The organism is Sphingobium sp. FG58, from assembly GCF_057809055.1.
Map to the genome: position 1 here is coordinate 367431 of NZ_JBMDJF010000002.1, position 17355 is coordinate 384785.

The window sequence follows — 17355 nt, forward strand, 5'->3', positions numbered from 1 at the left end:
CCCTATGTGCGCGACCATCATGGCAACCAAATTTCCTGACGCGCCGAAGATCGGCATGGTTTCGCTCGGCTGTCCGAAAAACCTGGTCGATAGCGAGCGCATCCTGACCAAGCTGCGCTCCGACGGCTATCAGATGTCGCCCGACTATGCCGGGGCCGACGTCGTGCTGGTCAACACCTGCGGCTTTCTCGATTCGGCGAAGGAAGAATCGCTGGAGGCCATTGGCGAGGCGATGGCCGAAAATGGCCGCGTCATCGTCACCGGCTGCATGGGTGACGAGGCGGAGTTGATCCGCGCGAAATTCCCGCAAGTGCTGGCCGTCACTGGCGCGCATCAATATGAGCAGGTCGTCAACGCGGTGCATGACGCATCGCCGCCCGTCCCCAATGCCTTTGTCGATCTGGTGCCGGAAGGTGGCCTGAAACTGACGCCGCGCCATTACAGCTATCTGAAGATTTCTGAAGGGTGCAACCATCGCTGCTCCTTCTGCATCATCCCGTCGATCCGGGGAGATCTGGTGTCGCGGCGGATCGATGCGGTGCTGCGCGAGGCGGAGAAGCTGGTTCACGCCGGCACCAAGGAATTGCTGGTCATCAGCCAGGATACGTCGGCCTATGGCGTCGATACCCGGCATGAAAGCCGGCCGTGGAAGGGCCGCGACGTGCGCGCGCATATGACCGACATGGCGCGCGAACTGGGGCAGCTGCGCACGGCAGAAGGGCGCGCGCCATGGGTGCGGCTGCACTATGTCTATCCCTACCCTCATGTCGATCAGGTCATTCCGCTGATGGCGGACGGGCTACTGACGCCCTATCTCGACATTCCCTTCCAGCACGCCGCGCCCAGCATATTGAAGGCGATGAAGCGCCCGGCAAACGAAGCCAAGGTGCTGGACCGCATCCATAAATGGCGCAGCATCTGCCCCGACATTACGATCCGCTCGACCTTCGTGGTCGGCTTCCCCGGTGAGACGGAGGCGGATTTCCAATATCTGCTCGACTGGCTGGACGAGGCGCAACTCGATCGCGTCGGCGCGTTCCGCTTCGAGCCGGTCGAGGGCGCAGCAGCCAACGCCCTGCCGGGCGCTTTGCCCGAAGAGGTCAAGGAAGAACGCTACCAGCGGATCATGGAAAAGACCGCCGCGATCAGCGCCGCCAAGCTCGCGGCCAAGGTCGGGCGGGTGCTGCCGGTGATCGTCGATGAAGTGGGCGAGCCGGACGAGGAGGATGGCTCGATCGGCGCAACCGCGCGCTCACAGGCGGATGCGCCGGAAATCGACGGCAATGTGTTCCTGCGCGATGTCGGCGAAGGGCGCAAGGCTGGCGACATGTTCGACGTGATGATCGAGGATGCCGACGAGCATGATCTGTACGGGGTGCCGGTTTAGGGGCACACGCTCCGTCATCCCGGCGAAAGCCGGGATCTCCCTTCTTCTGTTTCGAGTGGATCAAGAAAAGCGGGATCCCAGCATTCGCTGGGATGACGGACGCTAATTTACCGCCACAAACCCGTCTTGATATTCGGTCTTGATCGCCTTGCGCATCGCGACATCGATCGGCAGCGCAACCTCATACGTTCCTTCCGCATAGGGCCCGGCGCTGTAGGGGCCGACCACGACGGTTACGCCGTCGATCAGCTTGCCGTCCTTCGACGTCAGTACCAGCACCTGTTCCATCGGGTCGATGCACTGGGTAAATTCATCGTCACCCCGGACCACCGGCGCACCACGTTTTTCGGCGCGTTGCTTGTCCAGTTCGGCGCAGAAGCGGTCGCGGATGGCCGCGGCGAAGGCGGCGGGGCTGGTCATCACCGCCTTGACGCTGGTTTCGCGGCTGCGCGCCTTGTCCCATAACAGGCTGTCATAGCCGGTCATGCCGTGCGCGCCGCCGGTAAAGACATAGGTTTGCGACTGGAGCGCCAGGAAGCGCGGGGTATCGGCGGACACGCTCCACTCTGTTTCCAGACTATGCGCGTGGAAGGGGAAGCCCGATTGCTTCGCCGCCGCGCTGTCGTCCTTCGCCATTTTGAGGGCATCGGCCCTTGATGTCGCCAATTGCTTGCCGAACTTCTCCACCAGCGCGGGGATGGCGGCGGCCTGCGCCGGATAGGCATAGGCAAACTCCAATAGAGCGCTCTTGTCTGTCTGCGCGAAGGATTTGGCGGGGGGAGCCGGTGGCGGTGTACCCGCCATCTTGTCGGCAAAGCGGGACGCCGCGACATTGGCCGCCGCGTTGCCGCTGACCTCCTCCTGCGAGGGGGTGCAGGCGACCAAGAGCATCGCGGCGATACCCAATAGCCCCGCCGACCGGGCCAGCTCCCCGTGCTGCATCAGTGCGCCCGTGCAGCGCGGCAGCGTTCGCCGATCGCCTTGCGCGCATAGTCGCTTTGCAGCGCCTGCCCGGCATTGGGCCAGCCTTCGGCGATCAGCGCCTGTTCGACGGCATGGCCATTGTCGAAATGGCCGCTTTCCGCCAGCGTATAGGCGCGGGCGCGAGCGGCCTGGAGGCCGCGGTCATCGGAATGAATCATCGTCTCTCTCCTTGGCATTTTGTGATGCGCACGAAGCTAGGCCTCACCGGCGCAGGACGCAAATGGGGAAAGGGCGACTTGTGCGATGCGGGCGATGAAATTTCGCACTTTCCATCACTTGCGCCTTTCTCCTACACCCACGCCATGACCGATTATTCAGCCTTGCTCAAAGCCGACAACAAGCAGCCCGCCCGTTCGATCCACCTGATCGAGGCGACAGGCTATGACGATTGGCTGGCGACCCAGCCGGAGCGGGTCCGCACGATCGTGGCGGCGCAGAAATTTCAGGGGAAGCCGGGCGAACAGGCAATCGTGCCGGGCGAGGCAGCGGGCGACTGGTGGGTGGTGGCCGGTATCGCCAGCAAGGCCGCGCCCGGTCCCTGGTGCCTGGCGAAACTCGCAGAGACCTTGCCCGAAGGCACATACCGGCTGGCGGAAGGCTCGCCCGATGCGGCGGCCCTGGGCTGGCTGACCGCGCATTACCGGTTCGACCGTTATCGCAAGGAGGATGGCGCCATCGGCCCGCGCGTGCTGCTGACCAGCGACGTCGCGCGGATCGAGGCGACCGTGCAACTGGCGCAGGCGATCGCGCTGGTGCGCGACCTCGTCAATACGCCAGCCGCCGACATGGGACCGGCCGATCTGGAAGCAGCGGTGGCGCAGGTCGGCAAGGCGTTCGGGGCCAGCGTCAGCACGACGCGCGGCGACGCGCTGGAACAGGGCTATCCGATGATCCACGCGGTGGGCAAGGCGGCGGACAAGAGCTTTGCCCCGCGCCTCATCGAACTGACATGGGGTGATCCCGCCGCGCCGCGCATCGCGATCGTCGGCAAGGGCATCTGCTTCGACAGCGGTGGCCTCGACATCAAGCCGTCGTCGGGGATGCGGCTGATGAAGAAAGATATGGGCGGCGCGGCCCATGCGCTGGCGCTGGCGCAACTCATCATGGGCGCGCGGCTGCCGGTGCGGCTGCACCTGCTGATTCCGGCGGCGGAAAATGCGATCAGCGGCAATGCTTTCCGCCCCGGCGACATATTGCATACGCGCCAGGGGCTGACGGTCGAGATCGGCAATACCGATGCGGAAGGGCGGCTGGTGCTGGGTGATGCGCTGACCCGCGCTGGCGAGGAGAAGCCGGAGCTGATCATCGACTATGCCACGCTGACCGGCGCGGCGCGGGTGGCGGTAGGGCCGGACCTGCCTGCGCTGTTCGCCAATGACGATGCGCTGGCGGCGGAGATGGCGGCGGCGGGCGTCCAGGTGGACGATCCGACCTGGCGGCTGCCGCTCTGGGATGGCTATGCCGATATGCTCAAATCCGACATTGCCGACATCAACAATGCGGGCGAAGGTGGCTTTGCAGGGGCAATCACCGCCGCCCTGTTCCTCAAGCGCTTCGTGCCGGACGATGTGGCCTGGCTGCATCTGGATACGTTCGCCTGGCGACCGGCGGCGAAGCCGGGGCGCGCCAAAGGCGGCGAAGCGCTTGGATTGCGTGCGGTTTTCCGCCTGTTGCAGGAGCGTTACGGGCGCGATTGAGCATGTGACGATTGTGCGCGTCCGTTACGCAACCGGATTGTGCATCATGCGTTAAGCCCACATGAACGCTCATCCCGCCACCGATCTTTCGCCCGCAATCGACCGGCCCGGCATATTGCCGCTCACCCACTGGATGCGCACCCTCGTCGATTATGTCCGGTCAGGCAAACCCGACCTCACCAACCGCCAGATGGCATTGATGATGACCGTCTATATTGGCGACGGGCCGCATACGGTGCGCGGCCTGGCCGAAGCGCTGCATGTGTCCAAGCCCGTCATCACCCGCGCCCTGAACAAATTATCGGCGCTCGGCTACCTCCGCCGTGAGCGCGATGTGAGCGACCGGCGCAATATTTTCATCACCCGGACCCCCAAAGGGGCGGAATTTCTTGACGCCTTTCACCTTTTCATCGCAGGAACCGCGCGCGATGACAGGTATGAACAGCCCCGCGCGGAACGGACCGCCTGAAAGAACCCGCTTCAAGCTGGACGGGCGTTCCGTCGCGCTCGACCGCCGCATCCATGCGGCGCGGGGCGATCTGGCCGACCTGGCATTGGCTGGCACATTATTTTCCGCCCATTATGCCCGCGCCGTCGCCCTCACCTGCGTTGCGCCCGGCACGCCGATCCTGAGCGCGCCATCGGCGAGCGGCGAAGCGGTCAGTGAATTGCTGCGTGGCGAGACTTTCCATGCGCTGGACGTGATGACCGACTGGGCCTGGGGCTTTTGCGGGCATGACGGCTATGTCGGCTATATAAGGCGCGAAGCGCTGGACGTGTTTGAAACGCCGAGCCACCGGATCATTGCCGAGACCGCCCCGCTGTTCCGCGCGCCCGACATCAAGGCGCCGATCGCCGATTATTGGCCGGGCGGCGCGCTGTTTTCGGGGGAGGCGGAGGATGGCTTCATCGCCTGCGCCGAAGGCTTCATCCATGCGCGCCACGCCGCCCCGCTCGATGCCCCTGCGGCGGACTGGGTCGCGGTGGCGGAGCGTTATCTGGGCCAGCCCTATGTCTGGGGCGGGCGCGGGCATCGCGGCATCGACTGTTCGGGGCTGGTGCAGGTGGCGCTCGGCCAATGCGGCCTGTCCGTGCCGCGCGACACCGACCTGCAATGCGAAGGGATCGGCAATCCGATCGACAGCGACGCGGTGTTGCAGCGTGGTGATATTCTCTTCTTCCCCCGCCATGTCGGCATCATGATCGACGGCAAGATGCTGCTCCACGCCAATGCGCACTGGATGGCGGTCGTCGCCGAACCGCTGGCCGATGTGGTCGCGCGGCTGGCCGGGGACCATGCCCAACCCATCATCGCGCGGCGGAGGATCGGCGCATGACCACACAGGTTTTCATCGACGGCGGCCATGGCACCACCGGCATCGAAATCGCCGACCGGCTGGCCGGGCGTCCTGAACTCTCGCTGATCCGGCTGGACGAAAAGGATCGCAGGGATGCAGGCGCGCGCCGCGATGCGCTGAACGCCGCTGACGTCGTGATCCTGTGCCTGCCCGACGATGCGGCGCGCGAAGCCGTGGCGCTGATCGACAATGACCGCACCTGCGTGATCGACGCATCGACGGCGCACCGGGTGGCGGATGGCTGGACCTATGGCTTTCCCGAACTGGAGCCGGGGCATCGCGAGACGCTGGCGGCCAGCCGCTTCGTCGCCAATCCGGGCTGCTGGCCGACCGGCTTTCTGGCGCTGGTGCGGCCGCTGACGCTCGCCGGGCTGCTGCCTGCCGACTGGCCGGTCACCGTGTCGGGCGCGTCGGGCTATTCGGGTGGCGGCAAGGCGATGATCGCGGAATATGAAGGACCAGACGGCGCGCCGACCGCGTTCCGCGCCTATGGCCTTGGTCTGGCGCACAAGCATGTACCAGAAATGACCCGCTATTCCGGCCTGACCCACGCGCCGCTTTTCGCGCCTGCCGTCGCCAACGCCTATCGCGGGATGCTGGTCGAAGTGCCGTTGCAATTGCGCGCCATGCCCGACGCGCCCGCGCTGGCCGATGTTCATGCCGCTTTGGCGTCGGCCTATGCCGGATCGCCGATCGTCAGCGTCGCACCGCTGGCCGACAGCGACGCCATGGGCGCAATCGAGCTGGAGCAGGTCGGCGCGACCGACCGGCTGCAATTGTTCGTGTTCGGCAATGCGGCCAGTGGCCAGGCGCGGCTGGTCGCGGCGCTCGACAATCTGGGCAAGGGTGCGGCAGGCGCGGCGGTGCAGAATCTCAATATATTGGCGGGGCTGCCGGAGACGGCGGGATTGCGGCTGTAAGCTTTCATCCGTTCGTTTCGAGCGAATGTTGCCTATCTCAGTGAATCGTCCCCAGCGGCTGGTCATAGGTCAGCAGCACGATCAGCCGTTCGATCTGACGCCAGTGGCAGAAATGGATATGATTGCCCACGTCCAGGCTGCGGTCGGCGCGCGCGGCGGCTTCATAGCCGGCATTGTCGCCGAACAGCGCCATCAGTTCAGCGGCATCCTCATAGCTCTTTCGGCCCGAAAGATATGGCAACTGCATTGCGACCCCCATCATTTTTTTGGCGACACCTGTTGGTTGGCTACCACCTTCAATCCCCGTGCCATTTCAGCGCCTTGGCGCGGCAGGCGGGATGCGAGGGTGAACGGGACGTTAGCCAAGTCCCATCGCGGGACGACCATCCCGTAACGGCACGATCCGTCCCGACACGGCGCGCAGCATCAAAGCCGCTGGCCTTGCCACGCCGTCCATGGCAAGGGGCTGACCATGAGCAATGACAGGAAAGACCCGACCGGCGCGGGCGCGATCATCGCCTTCCTCATCCTGGGGGGTGCGATCACCGGCGGGCTGATGGGCCAGCCCAGCATCGGCCTGCTGGCGGGCGTTGGCGCGGGCATCGTGATCGCGCTACTGCTGTGGCTGCGCGACCGGCGCAAATAAGCGACACAGCCAGCCCCATCTGCCTTGCCCGACGCGGCATCGCGACATAGATGAGGGGAATGAACAAGCATCTGATCGCCCTCCCGCTCGTCGTCCTCACTTTGGCCGGCGGCGCATTCCTGTATTTCGCGCAAGGGGACACGGCGCAATTGCCGCCCGGCGCGGATATGGGACGCGAACCGGTGTTCACCGGGCCACGCAGCGAGATGATCCCGACCGTCAATATCGCCGAAGTGAAGCCATGGACCGCTGGCGAAAAGCCGGTGCCGGCCAAGGGGCTTGCCGTGGCGCGCTTTGCCGAGGGGCTGTCCCATCCGCGCTCGCTGCTGCGCCTGCCCAATGGCGATGTGCTGGTGGCCGAAACCAACAGCCCGCCCCGCCCGACCGGCGGCATCGTCAACCGGGTGATGAACTATCTGATGAACAAGGCGGGCGCGGGCGATCCGTCGCCCAACCGCATTTCGCTGCTGCGTGACGCCGATGGCGACGGGCGGGCAGAGACGAAAACCGCCTTCCTGACCGGGCTGAATTCGCCCTATGGCATGGCGCTGCTGGGCAACACATTGTTCGTGGCGAATACCGACGCGCTGATGGCCTATCCCTACAAGCCGGGCGACACGAAGATCAGCGCGCCGGGTCGCAAGATATTGAACCTGCCCGCGCAGGCGCCCAACATACACTGGACCCGCAGCCTGACGGTCAGCCCTGAAGGGCTGCTCTATGTCGGTGTCGGGTCGAACAGCAATATCGGCGAAAATGGTCTGGAAAGCGAAGCCAACCGCGCGTCGGTGCTGGAGGTGAATCCCCGGACCGGCGACTATCGCATCTGGGCGTCGGGGCTGCGCAATCCTGTCGGCCTGGCCTTCGAACCCAAGAGCGGCGCGCTATGGGGCGTGGTCAATGAACGCGACATGCTGGGCAGCGATCTGGTGCCAGATTATCTGGCGCGGGTCGAATTTGGCGGCTTTTATGGCTGGCCGTGGAATTATTGGGGCGGTTATGAGGATCGCCGGGTCCAGCCGCAACGCCCGGAAATCCGCGAATATACCAAGCGGCCCGACTATGCGCTGGGCAATCATGTCGCACCGCTGGGGCTGACCTTCGCCGACAAGGTGGTGCTGGGCGCGCCTTACACCGACGGCGCGTTCGTGGGCCTCCACGGCAGCTGGAACCGCAAACCGGCGGCGGGTTACAAGGTGGTGTTCGTCGGCTTTGCCGACGGCGAGGCGGGCAAGGCCAAGCCGGTCGATGTGCTGAGCGGCTTCCTCGACAAGGATGGCAACGCGCATGGTCGCCCGGTGGACGTGACCGCCGACGCCAAGGGCGCGCTGCTGGTCAGCGACGATGTCGGCGGCGTGGTGTGGCGGGTGACGAAGGGGAAGTGACTTAGGCCCAATCGACATTCAGCCCTGACGGCCTGCAAATGGCGATTTCTCGTGCTTCCGGTGCTCACCTACTTTTAGTAGGCTGCGCTCCGGGTCACGAAAAATCACCATTTTCGGCTCGTCATCATCTGAATGTCGATCGGCCCTAGCATAGCGTACTCCCGCCTGCGCGGGAGCACGCTGCATCAGATACGCAACCCGTTGCGCCCCGCCAATTCCACCACATATTGCCACGCTACGCGCCCCGACCGGCTGCCGCGCTGGGTTGCCCACTGGATCGCCTCCAGCGGATCGAAGCTGATGCCGAGTTTCGCCGCATAGCCGCCAACGATCGCGACATAGGCGTCCTGATCAAGCGCATGGAAGCCCAGGCTCAAACCAAAGCGGTCGGACAGCGCCATCCGATCATCCACCACATCGCGCGGATTGATCGGGTCATCCTGCTCCGACAGATGGCGCGGCACGATATGGCGGCGGTTCGACGTCACATAGAGGCGCACATTGGCGGGACGCGCGGCGGTGCCGCCCTGCAACAACGACCGCAGCGAACGGGCATCGCCCACGCCTTCGTCAAAGCCCAGATCGTCGAGGAACAGGATGAAGGGCCGCGACGTGCCGCGCAGCAGCGAGAAGAGCGTCGGCAGGCTCGCCAGTTCATCGATCGCGCATTGCAGCAGGGCGATGTCCTGCCCCTCCCCCTGCAACTGGCCGACGACGGATGCGACCACCGCCGACTTGCCCGTCCCGCGCGCACCCCAGAGCAGCACGTCATGCGCGGCATGGCCCGCCGCATGACGGCGGCTATTGTCGAGTAAAGCGCCCTTCTGCGCGTCGATCCCGGTCAGCAGATCATAATCCACCGGCGCGAACGCCTCGACCGCGTGGATCGCGCGGCCATCCCAGACATAGGCAGGCGAGGCGGCAAGATCGGCGGACAGCGCGGGCGGCGGTGCGAGCCGTTCCAGCGCCTGGGCAATGCGGTTGAGGAGTTCGTCGGTCATGGCGCGGGCTTACCGGGCGACGGGCGCGACGGCAAGCATGGGAACTTGCTGTCATGCGTCCATGTCATGCGACTGACGCAATGGCCTTTTACTCGGTGGGTTCGCCGTCTATATCGCGGGGGCCGTGACCATCGCCAATCCAGCCTATTCCACCCGATCCTGCCGTTATGGCGCGGAATCCCTGCGCGAGGCGGCTTTGCTGATCCGCGCCGGCGAACCCGTCGCGGTGCCAACCGAAACCGTTTATGGCCTGGCCGCCGATGCGACCGACAGCCACGCCGTCGCCGCCATCTACAGCGCCAAAGGGCGACCCAGTTTCAATCCGCTGATCGTCCATGTCGCCGACCGGGAAATGGCGGAGCGGCTGGCGGATTTCTCAGCCGTGGCCGATACACTGGCCGATCGCTTCTGGCCGGGGCCGTTGACGTTGGTGCTGCCGGTGCGGGCCGATAGCGGCCTCTCCCCGCTGGTCATGGCCGGCCTGCCCACCGTAGCGCTGCGCCTGCCCGCCCATCCGGCGATGCGCGCGCTGATCCGGGAAAGCGGGCGACCGCTTGCCGCGCCATCGGCCAATCGCAGCGGATCGATCAGCCCGACACGCGCCGAACATGTGCTGGCCAGCCTGAATGGCCGGGTGCGGATGATATTGGATGAAGGGCCGACCAGCGAAGGCTTGGAATCGACCATTGCCGCGCCGGAGCATGACCATGTCCGCCTGCTCCGGCCCGGCCCGGTGACGGCGGCGATGCTGGAGGAAGCGACCGGGCTGCCGGTTGTGATCGGTAAGGACGGAGGCAAGATCGAAGCGCCCGGCCAGCTCGAAAGCCATTATGCGCCGTCCAAGCCGGTACGGCTCGACGCCATGCGCGCGGAGCGGGACGAATATCTGATCGGCTTTGGCCTGATGCCCTGCCACATCAATCTCAGCCCGGAAGCCGACGTGCGGGAGGCTGCGGCCAATCTGTTCGCAGCGCTGCACATCGCCGACGCCAGCGCGCAGCAGCGCATCGCGGTTGCGCCTATCCCCGAAGAAGGAATCGGCGCGGCGATCAACGACCGGCTGAAGCGCGCGGCGGCGTAGAGCGGTGCAATTTCACCTCGACCCGTTCGTTTCGAGCGAAGTCGAGTAACGTTGCGCGCAGGTTTCTCGACTTCGCTCGAAACGAACGGAGGTTGGGGAACTCAGCCTGCCTTAATTGCCTAATCGCAATTATCGTAACCCGCATCCTCGCACTGGCGGCGGCGTTCCTTGTCCGCCTTCTTGCGCGCCTTGCCATCGCGCGCTTCCTGTTCGCGCATCTTGCGGCCATAATTGCGATCGGATTCGTCCTGACTGGTCGTCGCCCAGTCCGCCGCCTGCGCGCCAGCGCGCACCGGCATGGTGGCGATATCCAGCGCCGTCTTGGCGATACAGCCGGGCAGAGCCAGCAGCATCAGCGGCGCAGCCAGCATCACAATCTTGTTCATCATCAGTCCCCCGACTTGGTTCGCCGCCGTCCTGGCACAGGCCACCTTAACCGCAGCCTAAGCCAAACACAAAAAGCGGCGAAACCTGTCGCGGAAAATCAGCCGTCAATCTTGTCGGCAAAGCCCTTGCGCAGTTTCGCGAGCTTTGGCGGGATGACGGCCATGCAATAGGGGTTACGGTCGCCGACCCGGTCCCAATATTGCTGATGATAATCCTCCGCCGGATACCAGGGGCCATCCGGTTCGATTGTGGTGACGATCGGATCGCCATGGTCCGCCTGCGCCCGGTCGATCGCGCCCTTGGCCTCTGCCTCCTGCTCGCGCGAATGGGGGAAGATGGCGGATCGATATTGGGTGCCGACATCATTGCCCTGGCGATTCAGGGTCGTGGGATTATGCGTCGCAAAGAAAATGTCGAGCAGGTCGGCATAGCTGGTGACGTCAGGGTCGAAGCTGATGCGGATCGCCTCGGCATGGCCGGTCGTGCCAGAACAAACCTGCTCATAGGTCGGGTCGGGCTTTTCCCCGCCGATATAACCGCTCTCGACCGCGCTCACGCCCTTGAGATTCTGATACACCGCTTCGGTACACCAGAAGCATCCGCCTGCGAGTGTCGCGATTTCCTGCGCCATCTGTCCATTCCTATCCATGTTGGCCACACAGATAGGAACGCTCAGGCCGCCGTTCCAGCCTCCGCTGTCAACGCCGCGGCTTTCGCCCGCTCCTCGGCCACCAGTTCCTTGCGGGACAGCTTGCCGACCAGCGTGCGCGGCAGGTTCAGCCGCACTTCGACCTCGCACACCCGCTCATGCTTGCCCAGTTGCGGATTGAGCCAGTCTTTCAGCGCCGCGCCGTCAATCTGCGCGTCGTCGATCAGCGTCACGAACGCCTTGGGCTGTTCGCCGCGATAATGGTCGGGGATGCCGATCACCAGCGCCTCCTTGACCATCGGATGATGGTAAAGGACCGCCTCGACCTGGCTCGGAAAGACCTTGAAACCGCCGACGGCGATCATGTCCTTCAGCCTGTCGACGATGCGGACATAGCCATCCTCGTCTATTTCGCCCACGTCCCCGGTGCGGATGAAATCGCCGATGAACACTTCGGCGTCGGCGTCGGGCCGGTTCCAATAGCCCTTCATCACCTGCGGTCCGGCGAACAGCAATTCGCCTGGCTCTCCGGGCGGCGGCGGCCTGGTCGGATCTTCGCGATCGACCAGCTTCACCCGCGTCCCCGGCACCGGTTGCCCCACCGTCCCGGTCTTGTTCAGCCCCTCATAGGGGTTGGAACAGACGATCGGGCTGGTTTCGGTAAGGCCATAGCCCTCGATCAGCTTGGCGCCCGTCGCCGCCTCGAACCGTTGCCGCACTTCCAGCGGCAACGGCGCACCGCCCGAAATACAGGCGCGCAGCGAGGAAAAGTCGATGTTGCGGATCGCGGGGTGATCCAGCAGTGCCTGGAACATGGTCGGCACGCCGGGCAGCGACGTCGCCTTCACCCGCTGCACCGCCGCCAGCACCTGCGCCGCGTCGAAACGGGGCAGCATCACCATCTCGCCGCCGTTCATCACGGTGCGGTTGAGGGTACAGGTATTGGCGAACACGTGGAAGAAGGGCAGCACCGCGATGATGCGGTCCTCCTCATTGGCGTGCGGGTCGATCGCCTGCGCCTGCCGGGCATTGGCGGTCAGATTCTGGTGGGTCAGCATCGCGCCCTTGGGCGTGCCGGTGGTGCCGCCCGTATATTGCAGCAGGGCGATGTCCCGCTCCGGGTCGATCGGCGGCACGGTGCAGTCGCCCGCATTGGCGATCAGCCGGTCATAGCGCAGCACGCGCGGATCGTCCGGCAGCGGCACGGACTCGCTCGCCTTGAACAGGCGGAACAGCACGGATTTGACCGGGGGCAGCATCTCCGCCACCGATCCGACGACCAGCTTCTCCAGGCTGCTATGGTCCAGCACCTGCAAGGCCGTGGGCAGCAACGCCTTGGCCGACAGGGTGAACAGGATTTTCGTCCCGCTATCCTCGACCTGATGCTCCAGTTCGGCGGCGGTATAGAGGGGGGAGAAATTGACGACGATCGCACCCGCGATCAGCGCGCCATAATAGGCCGCGACATAATGGGGGGTGTTGGGCAGATAAAGGCCGACCCGGTCGCCCTTCTTCACCCCCATCGCCTGCAATCCGCAGGCGATGCGGCGGATCTGCCCGAACATCGTGCCATAGCTGAACCGGCGCCCCATGAAATCGATCATCGGCGCATCGGGGTGGGCCAGTGCGCTGGTGGTGACCATGTCCCCCATCGACAAGGGGGGGAATGTCCGGTCCCAGACGGTGGGGTGCTGATAATGCTCCCGCCAGATTTTTTCTATGCTCTCCATGGAGGAAGTCTATGGAGAATGGCTGCTTTACGCAAGCGTCAACCACAGCAAAAAGGGCCGCGTCGGTTACCCGGCGCGACCCTTGAAAATGCTGCATTGCGGCGACTTACGGACGGTCGCCGAATGACGCTACGGCATCACACCGCGCCCTTGTTGTTGCTGAACGGATCAAGGATGGTGGCGACGCCGGAAATCAGTTCCGCCTCGCTGCGCAGAGCCTCATCAGCACGCCGCGCATTGTCGTCACGCTCGCGCCGCAGCTCCTCGATCAGCGCCGCACGGTCGCCATCCAGCCGCGAATCGGTCGGTGCCTCGATGCCCAGCTTCTTGGCGGTCTTGGCCACCAGTGCGTCCAGTTCGCGCTGCGAACACAGGCCCAGCGTCACCGGGTCTTTGGGCGTGATGTTGGAAATATTCCAGTGGGTCCGGTCGCGGATCGCCGCGATGGTGGTGCGGGTGGTGCCGATCAGCTTGCCGATCGCACCGTCCGACACTTCGGGATGGTTGCGCAGGATCCAGGCGATGCCATCGGGCTTGTCCTGACGCTTGGACACCGGCGTGTATCGCGGCCCCTTGGTGCGACGGACAGGCTCCGGCCCTTTCAGCATCTTGAGCTTGTAGTCGGGGTTCTGCTCGCCCTTGTGGATTTCGTCCATGGTGATTTCATGGGCGCGCACCGGATCACGACCGGTATATTTGGTGCTGGCGGTATCGTCGGCGATCGCCTGCACTTCCAGGATGTGAAGCCCGCAAAATTCCGCGATCTGGTCAAAGCTCAGAGCGCTGTTGTCGACCAGCCAGCTGGCGGTCGCATGGGGCATGAGTGGCTGGGACACGGGAACATTCTCCGGCACAAAAACGATAAGGGCCGCCCAAGCAGGGCGGCCGCGACCGTCTGGAGATAGTCGATCATCCCCGCTGGAGCAAGGAAAAGCGTCAGGCCGCGCTATCCAGCCCCAACCGGTCAATGGTGTGCAGCCCCGCCAGGAACTCGCGCGCGCTGCGTTCCCAGCTGAAGCTGCGGCCATAGGCGGCGCAGGCGGCCCGGTCACAGCGTAGCGCTCCGGCAATCGCCTGCCCCAGATCATCCGACAGCGCGCCGCTTTCCGGGGTCACGATGTCCACCGGCCCCGTGACGGGATAGGCCGCAACCGGCGTGCCGCAGGCCAGCGCCTCGATCATCACCAGCCCGAACGTGTCGGTGCGGCTGGGGAAAACGAACACGTCTGCCCCGGCATAGGCGCCCGCCAGCGCCTCCCCGAACAATGGTCCCATAAAATGCGCCTCTGGGTAGCGCCGCTCCAGCGCCGCACGCGCCGGACCATCGCCCACCACCACCTTGGTGCCGGGATGATCGGTGGCCAGGAACGCCTCCAGATTCTTCTCCACCGCCACCCGGCCGACAGCCAGCATGATCGGCCGGGGCAGGTCGGCAAACAGCGCGGGCGGCGGCGCGTCGGGCGTGAAGGCGCCCAGGTCCACCCCCCTGCCCCATGGCAGCACATTGTGCAGCCCATGAGCGCGGAGTTGCGCGCGCACCGACCCGGTCGACACCAGCACCGCCTGCGCAGACCCGTGAAACCAGCGAATATAGCGCCAGAACCAGGCCGCAGGCAGGCCGGTCCGCTGCGCCACATAATCGGGGAAATGGGTGTGATAGGCGGTGGTGAACGGCACATGCTCCCGCAAACACCAGCGCCGCGCGGCCAGACAGAGCGGCCCTTCCGTCGCCAGATGCACCGCGTCAGGCCGGAACGCCGCAATCGCCTGCCCCACCACGCCAGGCCGCACCAAGGCCAGTCTTATTTCGGGATAGGTCGGGCAGGGAATGGAACCATAAAGATCGGGCGAAATCACCCGAACCTCATGCCCCATCGCCTCCAGCTCCGCCCGGATCGTCTGGAGCGTGCGCACGACGCCGTTGACCTGCGGGGTCCAGGCATCGGTGACGATCATAATGCGCATTTGGTTACCTCACTCACCGTGTTCCCGCGCAGGCGGGAACCCAGTTCAACGGCCGGACTGTGTTCCCGCCTGCGCGGGAACACGCGGCATAATATCTCAAGCCGCCATCCGCGCCCGTTCGCCCTGCTCGGCCTGCGTCCGCGCGGCGATCTCGTCAGCCCAGTGCAGCACTTCCATCCGTCCGCAATCATGTTCGACCAGAGCGGTGCAGCCCTCCACCCAGTCGCCATCATTATAATAGGCTACGCCGCCAATCTCGCGCATTTCCGCGTTATGGATATGCCCGCACACCACGCCATCGACGCCGCGCGCACCCGCTTCATGGGCGACAACTTCCTCAAACTGGGAAATGAAGGATACGGCATTCTTGACCTTGTGCTTGGCCATTTTGCTGAGCGACCAATAGGGCAATCCCATACGCTGCCGCACCGCGTTCACGACGACATTCAGCCGCATCAGCGTGGTGTAGGCAGCGTCGCCGACAAAGGCGAGCCAGCGATGCGCCAGCATGATCGTGTCGAATTCATCGCCATGCAGCACCAGCAGCTTGCGCCCGTCGGCGGTGGTGTGGATCGCCTTGCGCCGAATTTCCACGCCGCCGAAATTCATGCCGGTGAACTGGCGGAACATTTCGTCATGATTGCCGGGGATATAGACGACCCGCGTGCCGCGCTTGGCCCGCTTCATCAGCCGCCACACCACGTCATTATGACTGGCCGGCCAGTAAAAGCGCTTCTTCAGCCGCCATCCGTCAATGATGTCGCCCACCAGATAGATGGTGTCGCTGTCCACATTGTCGAGGAAATCGATCAGCATCGCCGCGTTGCAGCCGCGCGTGCCAAGGTGGATGTCGGAAATCCAGATGGTGCGAAACCGGCGACGCTCGCCCTGCGTCCGTTCCGGGACAGAAAATGGCTCTGCGCCGTCCTCCGGCAGGTCCGCCAGAAATGGCAGGCGCGTGATGGCGTTCATGATGCGATCCCCAAAGACTGATGCCCTCAGGACCGGTTCCCTACCGCCGCAATGTTACAGTTCCGAAGGGATTATGACGGAAATGCTACGGTTTGCGGGATTTTCTGCTCCCCCTCCCGCCTGCGGGAGGGGGTTGGGCGGTGGGCCAACGCACCCTCAAACCACCAGCACAATCTTCCCGAAATGCTCGCCCGCATCCATCCGCGCGTGCGCCCTGGCTGCGTCCGCCAGCGCGAACCGCTGATCCATCGCCGGGCGCAACTTGCCGTTTTCCACGAACGACCACACCGTCCGCACCAGTTCATCCGCGACCAGGCTCTTGAACCCCACCGACCGCGCCCGCAGCGTCGATCCGGTGATCGTCAGCCGTCGCTGCATGATCGCGGGAATGAACACACTCGCCTTCGCCCCGCCCAGCACCGCGATCGACACATGCCGCCCATCCTCGGCCAGGCACTCCAGGTTGCGCGGAAGATAATCGCCGCCGACCATGTCCAGCACCGCCTGGACGCCCTGCCCGCCGGTGATGCGTTTCACCTCCGCGACATAATCCTGGGTCTTGTAATTGATAGCCTCGTCCGCGCCCCACGCCCTGGCCTGTGCGCATTTCTCGTCCGACCCGCAGGTGACGATGATCTTCACATCGAACAGGTTGCACAGGCGGATCGCCATCGTGCCGATCCCGCTGGTCCCGCCATGCACCAGCACCATGTCGCCGCCCACCGCATAGGCGCGCTCGAACAGGTTGGTCCACACGGTAAACAACGTCTCCGGCAGCGCCGCCGCCTCGACCATGTCATAGCCGTCCGGCACCGGCAGGCATTGCCCCGCAGGCGCCACCGCATATTCCGCATAGCCACCGCCCGCCAGCAAAGCGCAAACCTTCTGCCCGACCAGCAACTCCGCCCCGCGCCCGGCAGCCACGACCGTGCCGGACACTTCCAGCCCCGGAATGTCGGAAGCGCCGGGCGGCGGCGGATATTTGCCCTGTCGTTGCAGCACATCGGGCCGGTTCACCCCGGCAGCAGCGACGCGGATCAGCACCTCGTCATCCCCCGGCACCGGCACCGTGCGCCGCTCCCGCACCAGCGCGTCAGGACCACCCGGAACGGGAATGGCAATCGCCATCATCTCGCCCGGTACGCGGCTGCCATCGGCCATCATCGCTTCCCCCAAAAACACGCTCATGCTGC

19 protein-coding genes are annotated in these 17355 nt (G+C 64.8%); 8 read left to right on the forward strand and 11 right to left on the reverse strand.

Annotation, left to right across the window (positions count from 1 at the left end; genetic code table 11):
• Positions 1-4 precede the first annotated feature (4 nt).
• Positions 5-1387: a 30S ribosomal protein S12 methylthiotransferase RimO gene (gene rimO, locus ACODR8_RS04530; protein WP_489006133.1), complete on the forward strand. Its 1383-nt coding sequence runs from the start codon at positions 5-7 to the stop codon at positions 1385-1387.
• 102 nt (positions 1388-1489) lie between these two features.
• Here rimO and ACODR8_RS04535 read toward each other — a convergent pair whose 3' ends face one another.
• Together ACODR8_RS04535 and ACODR8_RS04540 are read right to left on the reverse strand one after the other, a co-directional pair.
• On the reverse strand, positions 1490-2329 hold the full coding sequence (locus ACODR8_RS04535; protein ID WP_489006134.1) for a DUF4163 domain-containing protein: 840 nt from the start codon (positions 2327-2329) through the stop codon (positions 1490-1492).
• Positions 2329-2529 carry a hypothetical protein gene (locus ACODR8_RS04540; RefSeq protein ID WP_489006135.1) on the reverse strand — a complete coding sequence of 67 codons (201 nt, stop codon included), beginning with the start codon at positions 2527-2529 and terminating at the stop codon, positions 2329-2331. Before ACODR8_RS04540 ends, ACODR8_RS04535 begins: the two co-directional genes overlap by 1 nt.
• Before the next feature lie 144 nt (positions 2530-2673).
• Between ACODR8_RS04540 and ACODR8_RS04545 the strand changes: the two genes are divergently transcribed.
• From ACODR8_RS04545 to argC, 4 genes are all read left to right on the forward strand, one after another.
• The gene (locus tag ACODR8_RS04545; RefSeq protein ID WP_489006136.1) at positions 2674-4068 is read left to right on the forward strand and encodes a leucyl aminopeptidase family protein; all 1395 of its coding nucleotides are present in this window, start codon (positions 2674-2676) and stop codon (positions 4066-4068) included.
• Between the two features lie 61 nt (positions 4069-4129).
• Positions 4130-4537 carry a MarR family transcriptional regulator gene (locus ACODR8_RS04550; protein WP_217672033.1) on the forward strand — a complete coding sequence of 136 codons (408 nt, stop codon included), beginning with the start codon at positions 4130-4132 and terminating at the stop codon, positions 4535-4537.
• A complete protein-coding gene (locus ACODR8_RS04555) occupies positions 4497-5405 on the forward strand; it encodes a C40 family peptidase (RefSeq protein WP_489006137.1) in 909 nt (302 codons plus the stop codon). The genes ACODR8_RS04550 and ACODR8_RS04555 overlap by 41 nt, the downstream gene beginning before the upstream one ends.
• On the forward strand, positions 5402-6346 hold the full coding sequence (gene argC, locus ACODR8_RS04560) for an N-acetyl-gamma-glutamyl-phosphate reductase (protein ID WP_489006138.1): 945 nt from the start codon (positions 5402-5404) through the stop codon (positions 6344-6346). Before ACODR8_RS04555 ends, argC begins: the two co-directional genes overlap by 4 nt.
• Before the next feature lie 37 nt (positions 6347-6383).
• On the opposite strand, the gene ACODR8_RS04565 is transcribed toward argC, so the two are convergent.
• Positions 6384-6593 carry a hypothetical protein gene (locus tag ACODR8_RS04565; RefSeq protein ID WP_182913841.1) on the reverse strand — a complete coding sequence of 70 codons (210 nt, stop codon included), beginning with the start codon at positions 6591-6593 and terminating at the stop codon, positions 6384-6386.
• A gap of 225 nt (positions 6594-6818) precedes the next feature.
• Between ACODR8_RS04565 and ACODR8_RS04570 the strand changes: the two genes are divergently transcribed.
• Entirely contained in the window at positions 6819-6992 is a 174-nt protein-coding gene (locus ACODR8_RS04570) for a hypothetical protein (protein ID WP_182913842.1), read from the forward strand.
• A 59-nt stretch (positions 6993-7051) separates the two neighbouring features.
• Positions 7052-8377, forward strand: a complete 1326-nt coding sequence (locus ACODR8_RS04575) for a PQQ-dependent sugar dehydrogenase (protein ID WP_489006139.1) — start codon at positions 7052-7054, stop codon at positions 8375-8377.
• Positions 8378-8562: 185 nt separating this feature from the next.
• Here ACODR8_RS04575 and ACODR8_RS04580 read toward each other — a convergent pair whose 3' ends face one another.
• Positions 8563-9378: an ATP-binding protein gene (locus ACODR8_RS04580; protein ID WP_489006140.1), complete on the reverse strand. Its 816-nt coding sequence runs from the start codon at positions 9376-9378 to the stop codon at positions 8563-8565.
• 124 nt (positions 9379-9502) lie between these two features.
• Between ACODR8_RS04580 and ACODR8_RS04585 the strand changes: the two genes are divergently transcribed.
• Positions 9503-10459, forward strand: a complete 957-nt coding sequence (locus ACODR8_RS04585) for an L-threonylcarbamoyladenylate synthase (protein WP_489006141.1) — start codon at positions 9503-9505, stop codon at positions 10457-10459.
• Between the two features lie 119 nt (positions 10460-10578).
• Here the strand turns inward: ACODR8_RS04585 and ACODR8_RS04590 are convergent, their stop codons facing one another.
• The 7 genes from ACODR8_RS04590 to ACODR8_RS04620 all read right to left on the reverse strand — a co-directional run bounded on the left by ACODR8_RS04590 (position 10579) and on the right by ACODR8_RS04620 (position 17350).
• Entirely contained in the window at positions 10579-10845 is a 267-nt protein-coding gene (locus ACODR8_RS04590) for a hypothetical protein (RefSeq protein WP_489006194.1), read from the reverse strand.
• 98 nt (positions 10846-10943) lie between these two features.
• The gene (gene msrA / locus ACODR8_RS04595; protein ID WP_489006142.1) at positions 10944-11477 is read right to left on the reverse strand and encodes a peptide-methionine (S)-S-oxide reductase MsrA; all 534 of its coding nucleotides are present in this window, start codon (positions 11475-11477) and stop codon (positions 10944-10946) included.
• 41 nt (positions 11478-11518) lie between these two features.
• The gene (locus ACODR8_RS04600) at positions 11519-13225 is read right to left on the reverse strand and encodes an AMP-binding protein (RefSeq protein ID WP_489006143.1); all 1707 of its coding nucleotides are present in this window, start codon (positions 13223-13225) and stop codon (positions 11519-11521) included.
• Between the two features lie 137 nt (positions 13226-13362).
• A complete protein-coding gene (locus tag ACODR8_RS04605) occupies positions 13363-14046 on the reverse strand; it encodes a DUF1013 domain-containing protein (RefSeq protein WP_119744336.1) in 684 nt (227 codons plus the stop codon).
• Between the two features lie 115 nt (positions 14047-14161).
• Positions 14162-15190 carry a glycosyltransferase family 4 protein gene (locus tag ACODR8_RS04610; RefSeq protein WP_489006144.1) on the reverse strand — a complete coding sequence of 343 codons (1029 nt, stop codon included), beginning with the start codon at positions 15188-15190 and terminating at the stop codon, positions 14162-14164.
• A 96-nt stretch (positions 15191-15286) separates the two neighbouring features.
• Positions 15287-16162: a UDP-2,3-diacylglucosamine diphosphatase gene (locus ACODR8_RS04615; protein ID WP_294137632.1), complete on the reverse strand. Its 876-nt coding sequence runs from the start codon at positions 16160-16162 to the stop codon at positions 15287-15289.
• Between the two features lie 156 nt (positions 16163-16318).
• Positions 16319-17350: an NAD(P)H-quinone oxidoreductase gene (locus ACODR8_RS04620; protein ID WP_489006145.1), complete on the reverse strand. Its 1032-nt coding sequence runs from the start codon at positions 17348-17350 to the stop codon at positions 16319-16321.
• Between the last annotated feature and the right edge of the window lie 5 nt (positions 17351-17355).

Bases quoted from the DNA above. Each gene is read 5' to 3' on its own strand.
- rimO (WP_489006133.1), top strand. From the start codon at position 5: ATGTGCGCGACCATCATGGCAACCAAATTTCCTGACGCGCCGAAGATC.
- ACODR8_RS04535 (WP_489006134.1), bottom strand. From the start codon at position 2,329: ATGCAGCACGGGGAGCTGGCCCGGTCGGCGGGGCTATTGGGTATCGCC.
- ACODR8_RS04540 (WP_489006135.1), bottom strand. From the start codon at position 2,529: ATGATTCATTCCGATGACCGCGGCCTCCAGGCCGCTCGCGCCCGCGCC.
- ACODR8_RS04545 (WP_489006136.1), top strand. From the start codon at position 2,674: ATGACCGATTATTCAGCCTTGCTCAAAGCCGACAACAAGCAGCCCGCC.
- ACODR8_RS04550 (WP_217672033.1), top strand. From the start codon at position 4,130: ATGAACGCTCATCCCGCCACCGATCTTTCGCCCGCAATCGACCGGCCC.
- ACODR8_RS04555 (WP_489006137.1), top strand. From the start codon at position 4,497: ATGACAGGTATGAACAGCCCCGCGCGGAACGGACCGCCTGAAAGAACC.
- argC (WP_489006138.1), top strand. From the start codon at position 5,402: ATGACCACACAGGTTTTCATCGACGGCGGCCATGGCACCACCGGCATC.
- ACODR8_RS04565 (WP_182913841.1), bottom strand. From the start codon at position 6,593: ATGCAGTTGCCATATCTTTCGGGCCGAAAGAGCTATGAGGATGCCGCT.
- ACODR8_RS04570 (WP_182913842.1), top strand. From the start codon at position 6,819: ATGAGCAATGACAGGAAAGACCCGACCGGCGCGGGCGCGATCATCGCC.
- ACODR8_RS04575 (WP_489006139.1), top strand. From the start codon at position 7,052: ATGAACAAGCATCTGATCGCCCTCCCGCTCGTCGTCCTCACTTTGGCC.
- ACODR8_RS04580 (WP_489006140.1), bottom strand. From the start codon at position 9,378: ATGACCGACGAACTCCTCAACCGCATTGCCCAGGCGCTGGAACGGCTC.
- ACODR8_RS04590 (WP_489006194.1), bottom strand. From the start codon at position 10,845: ATGAACAAGATTGTGATGCTGGCTGCGCCGCTGATGCTGCTGGCTCTG.
- msrA (WP_489006142.1), bottom strand. From the start codon at position 11,477: ATGGCGCAGGAAATCGCGACACTCGCAGGCGGATGCTTCTGGTGTACC.
- ACODR8_RS04600 (WP_489006143.1), bottom strand. From the start codon at position 13,225: ATGGAGAGCATAGAAAAAATCTGGCGGGAGCATTATCAGCACCCCACC.
- ACODR8_RS04605 (WP_119744336.1), bottom strand. From the start codon at position 14,046: ATGCCCCATGCGACCGCCAGCTGGCTGGTCGACAACAGCGCTCTGAGC.
- ACODR8_RS04610 (WP_489006144.1), bottom strand. From the start codon at position 15,190: ATGCGCATTATGATCGTCACCGATGCCTGGACCCCGCAGGTCAACGGC.
- ACODR8_RS04615 (WP_294137632.1), bottom strand. From the start codon at position 16,162: ATGAACGCCATCACGCGCCTGCCATTTCTGGCGGACCTGCCGGAGGAC.
- ACODR8_RS04620 (WP_489006145.1), bottom strand. From the start codon at position 17,350: ATGAGCGTGTTTTTGGGGGAAGCGATGATGGCCGATGGCAGCCGCGTA.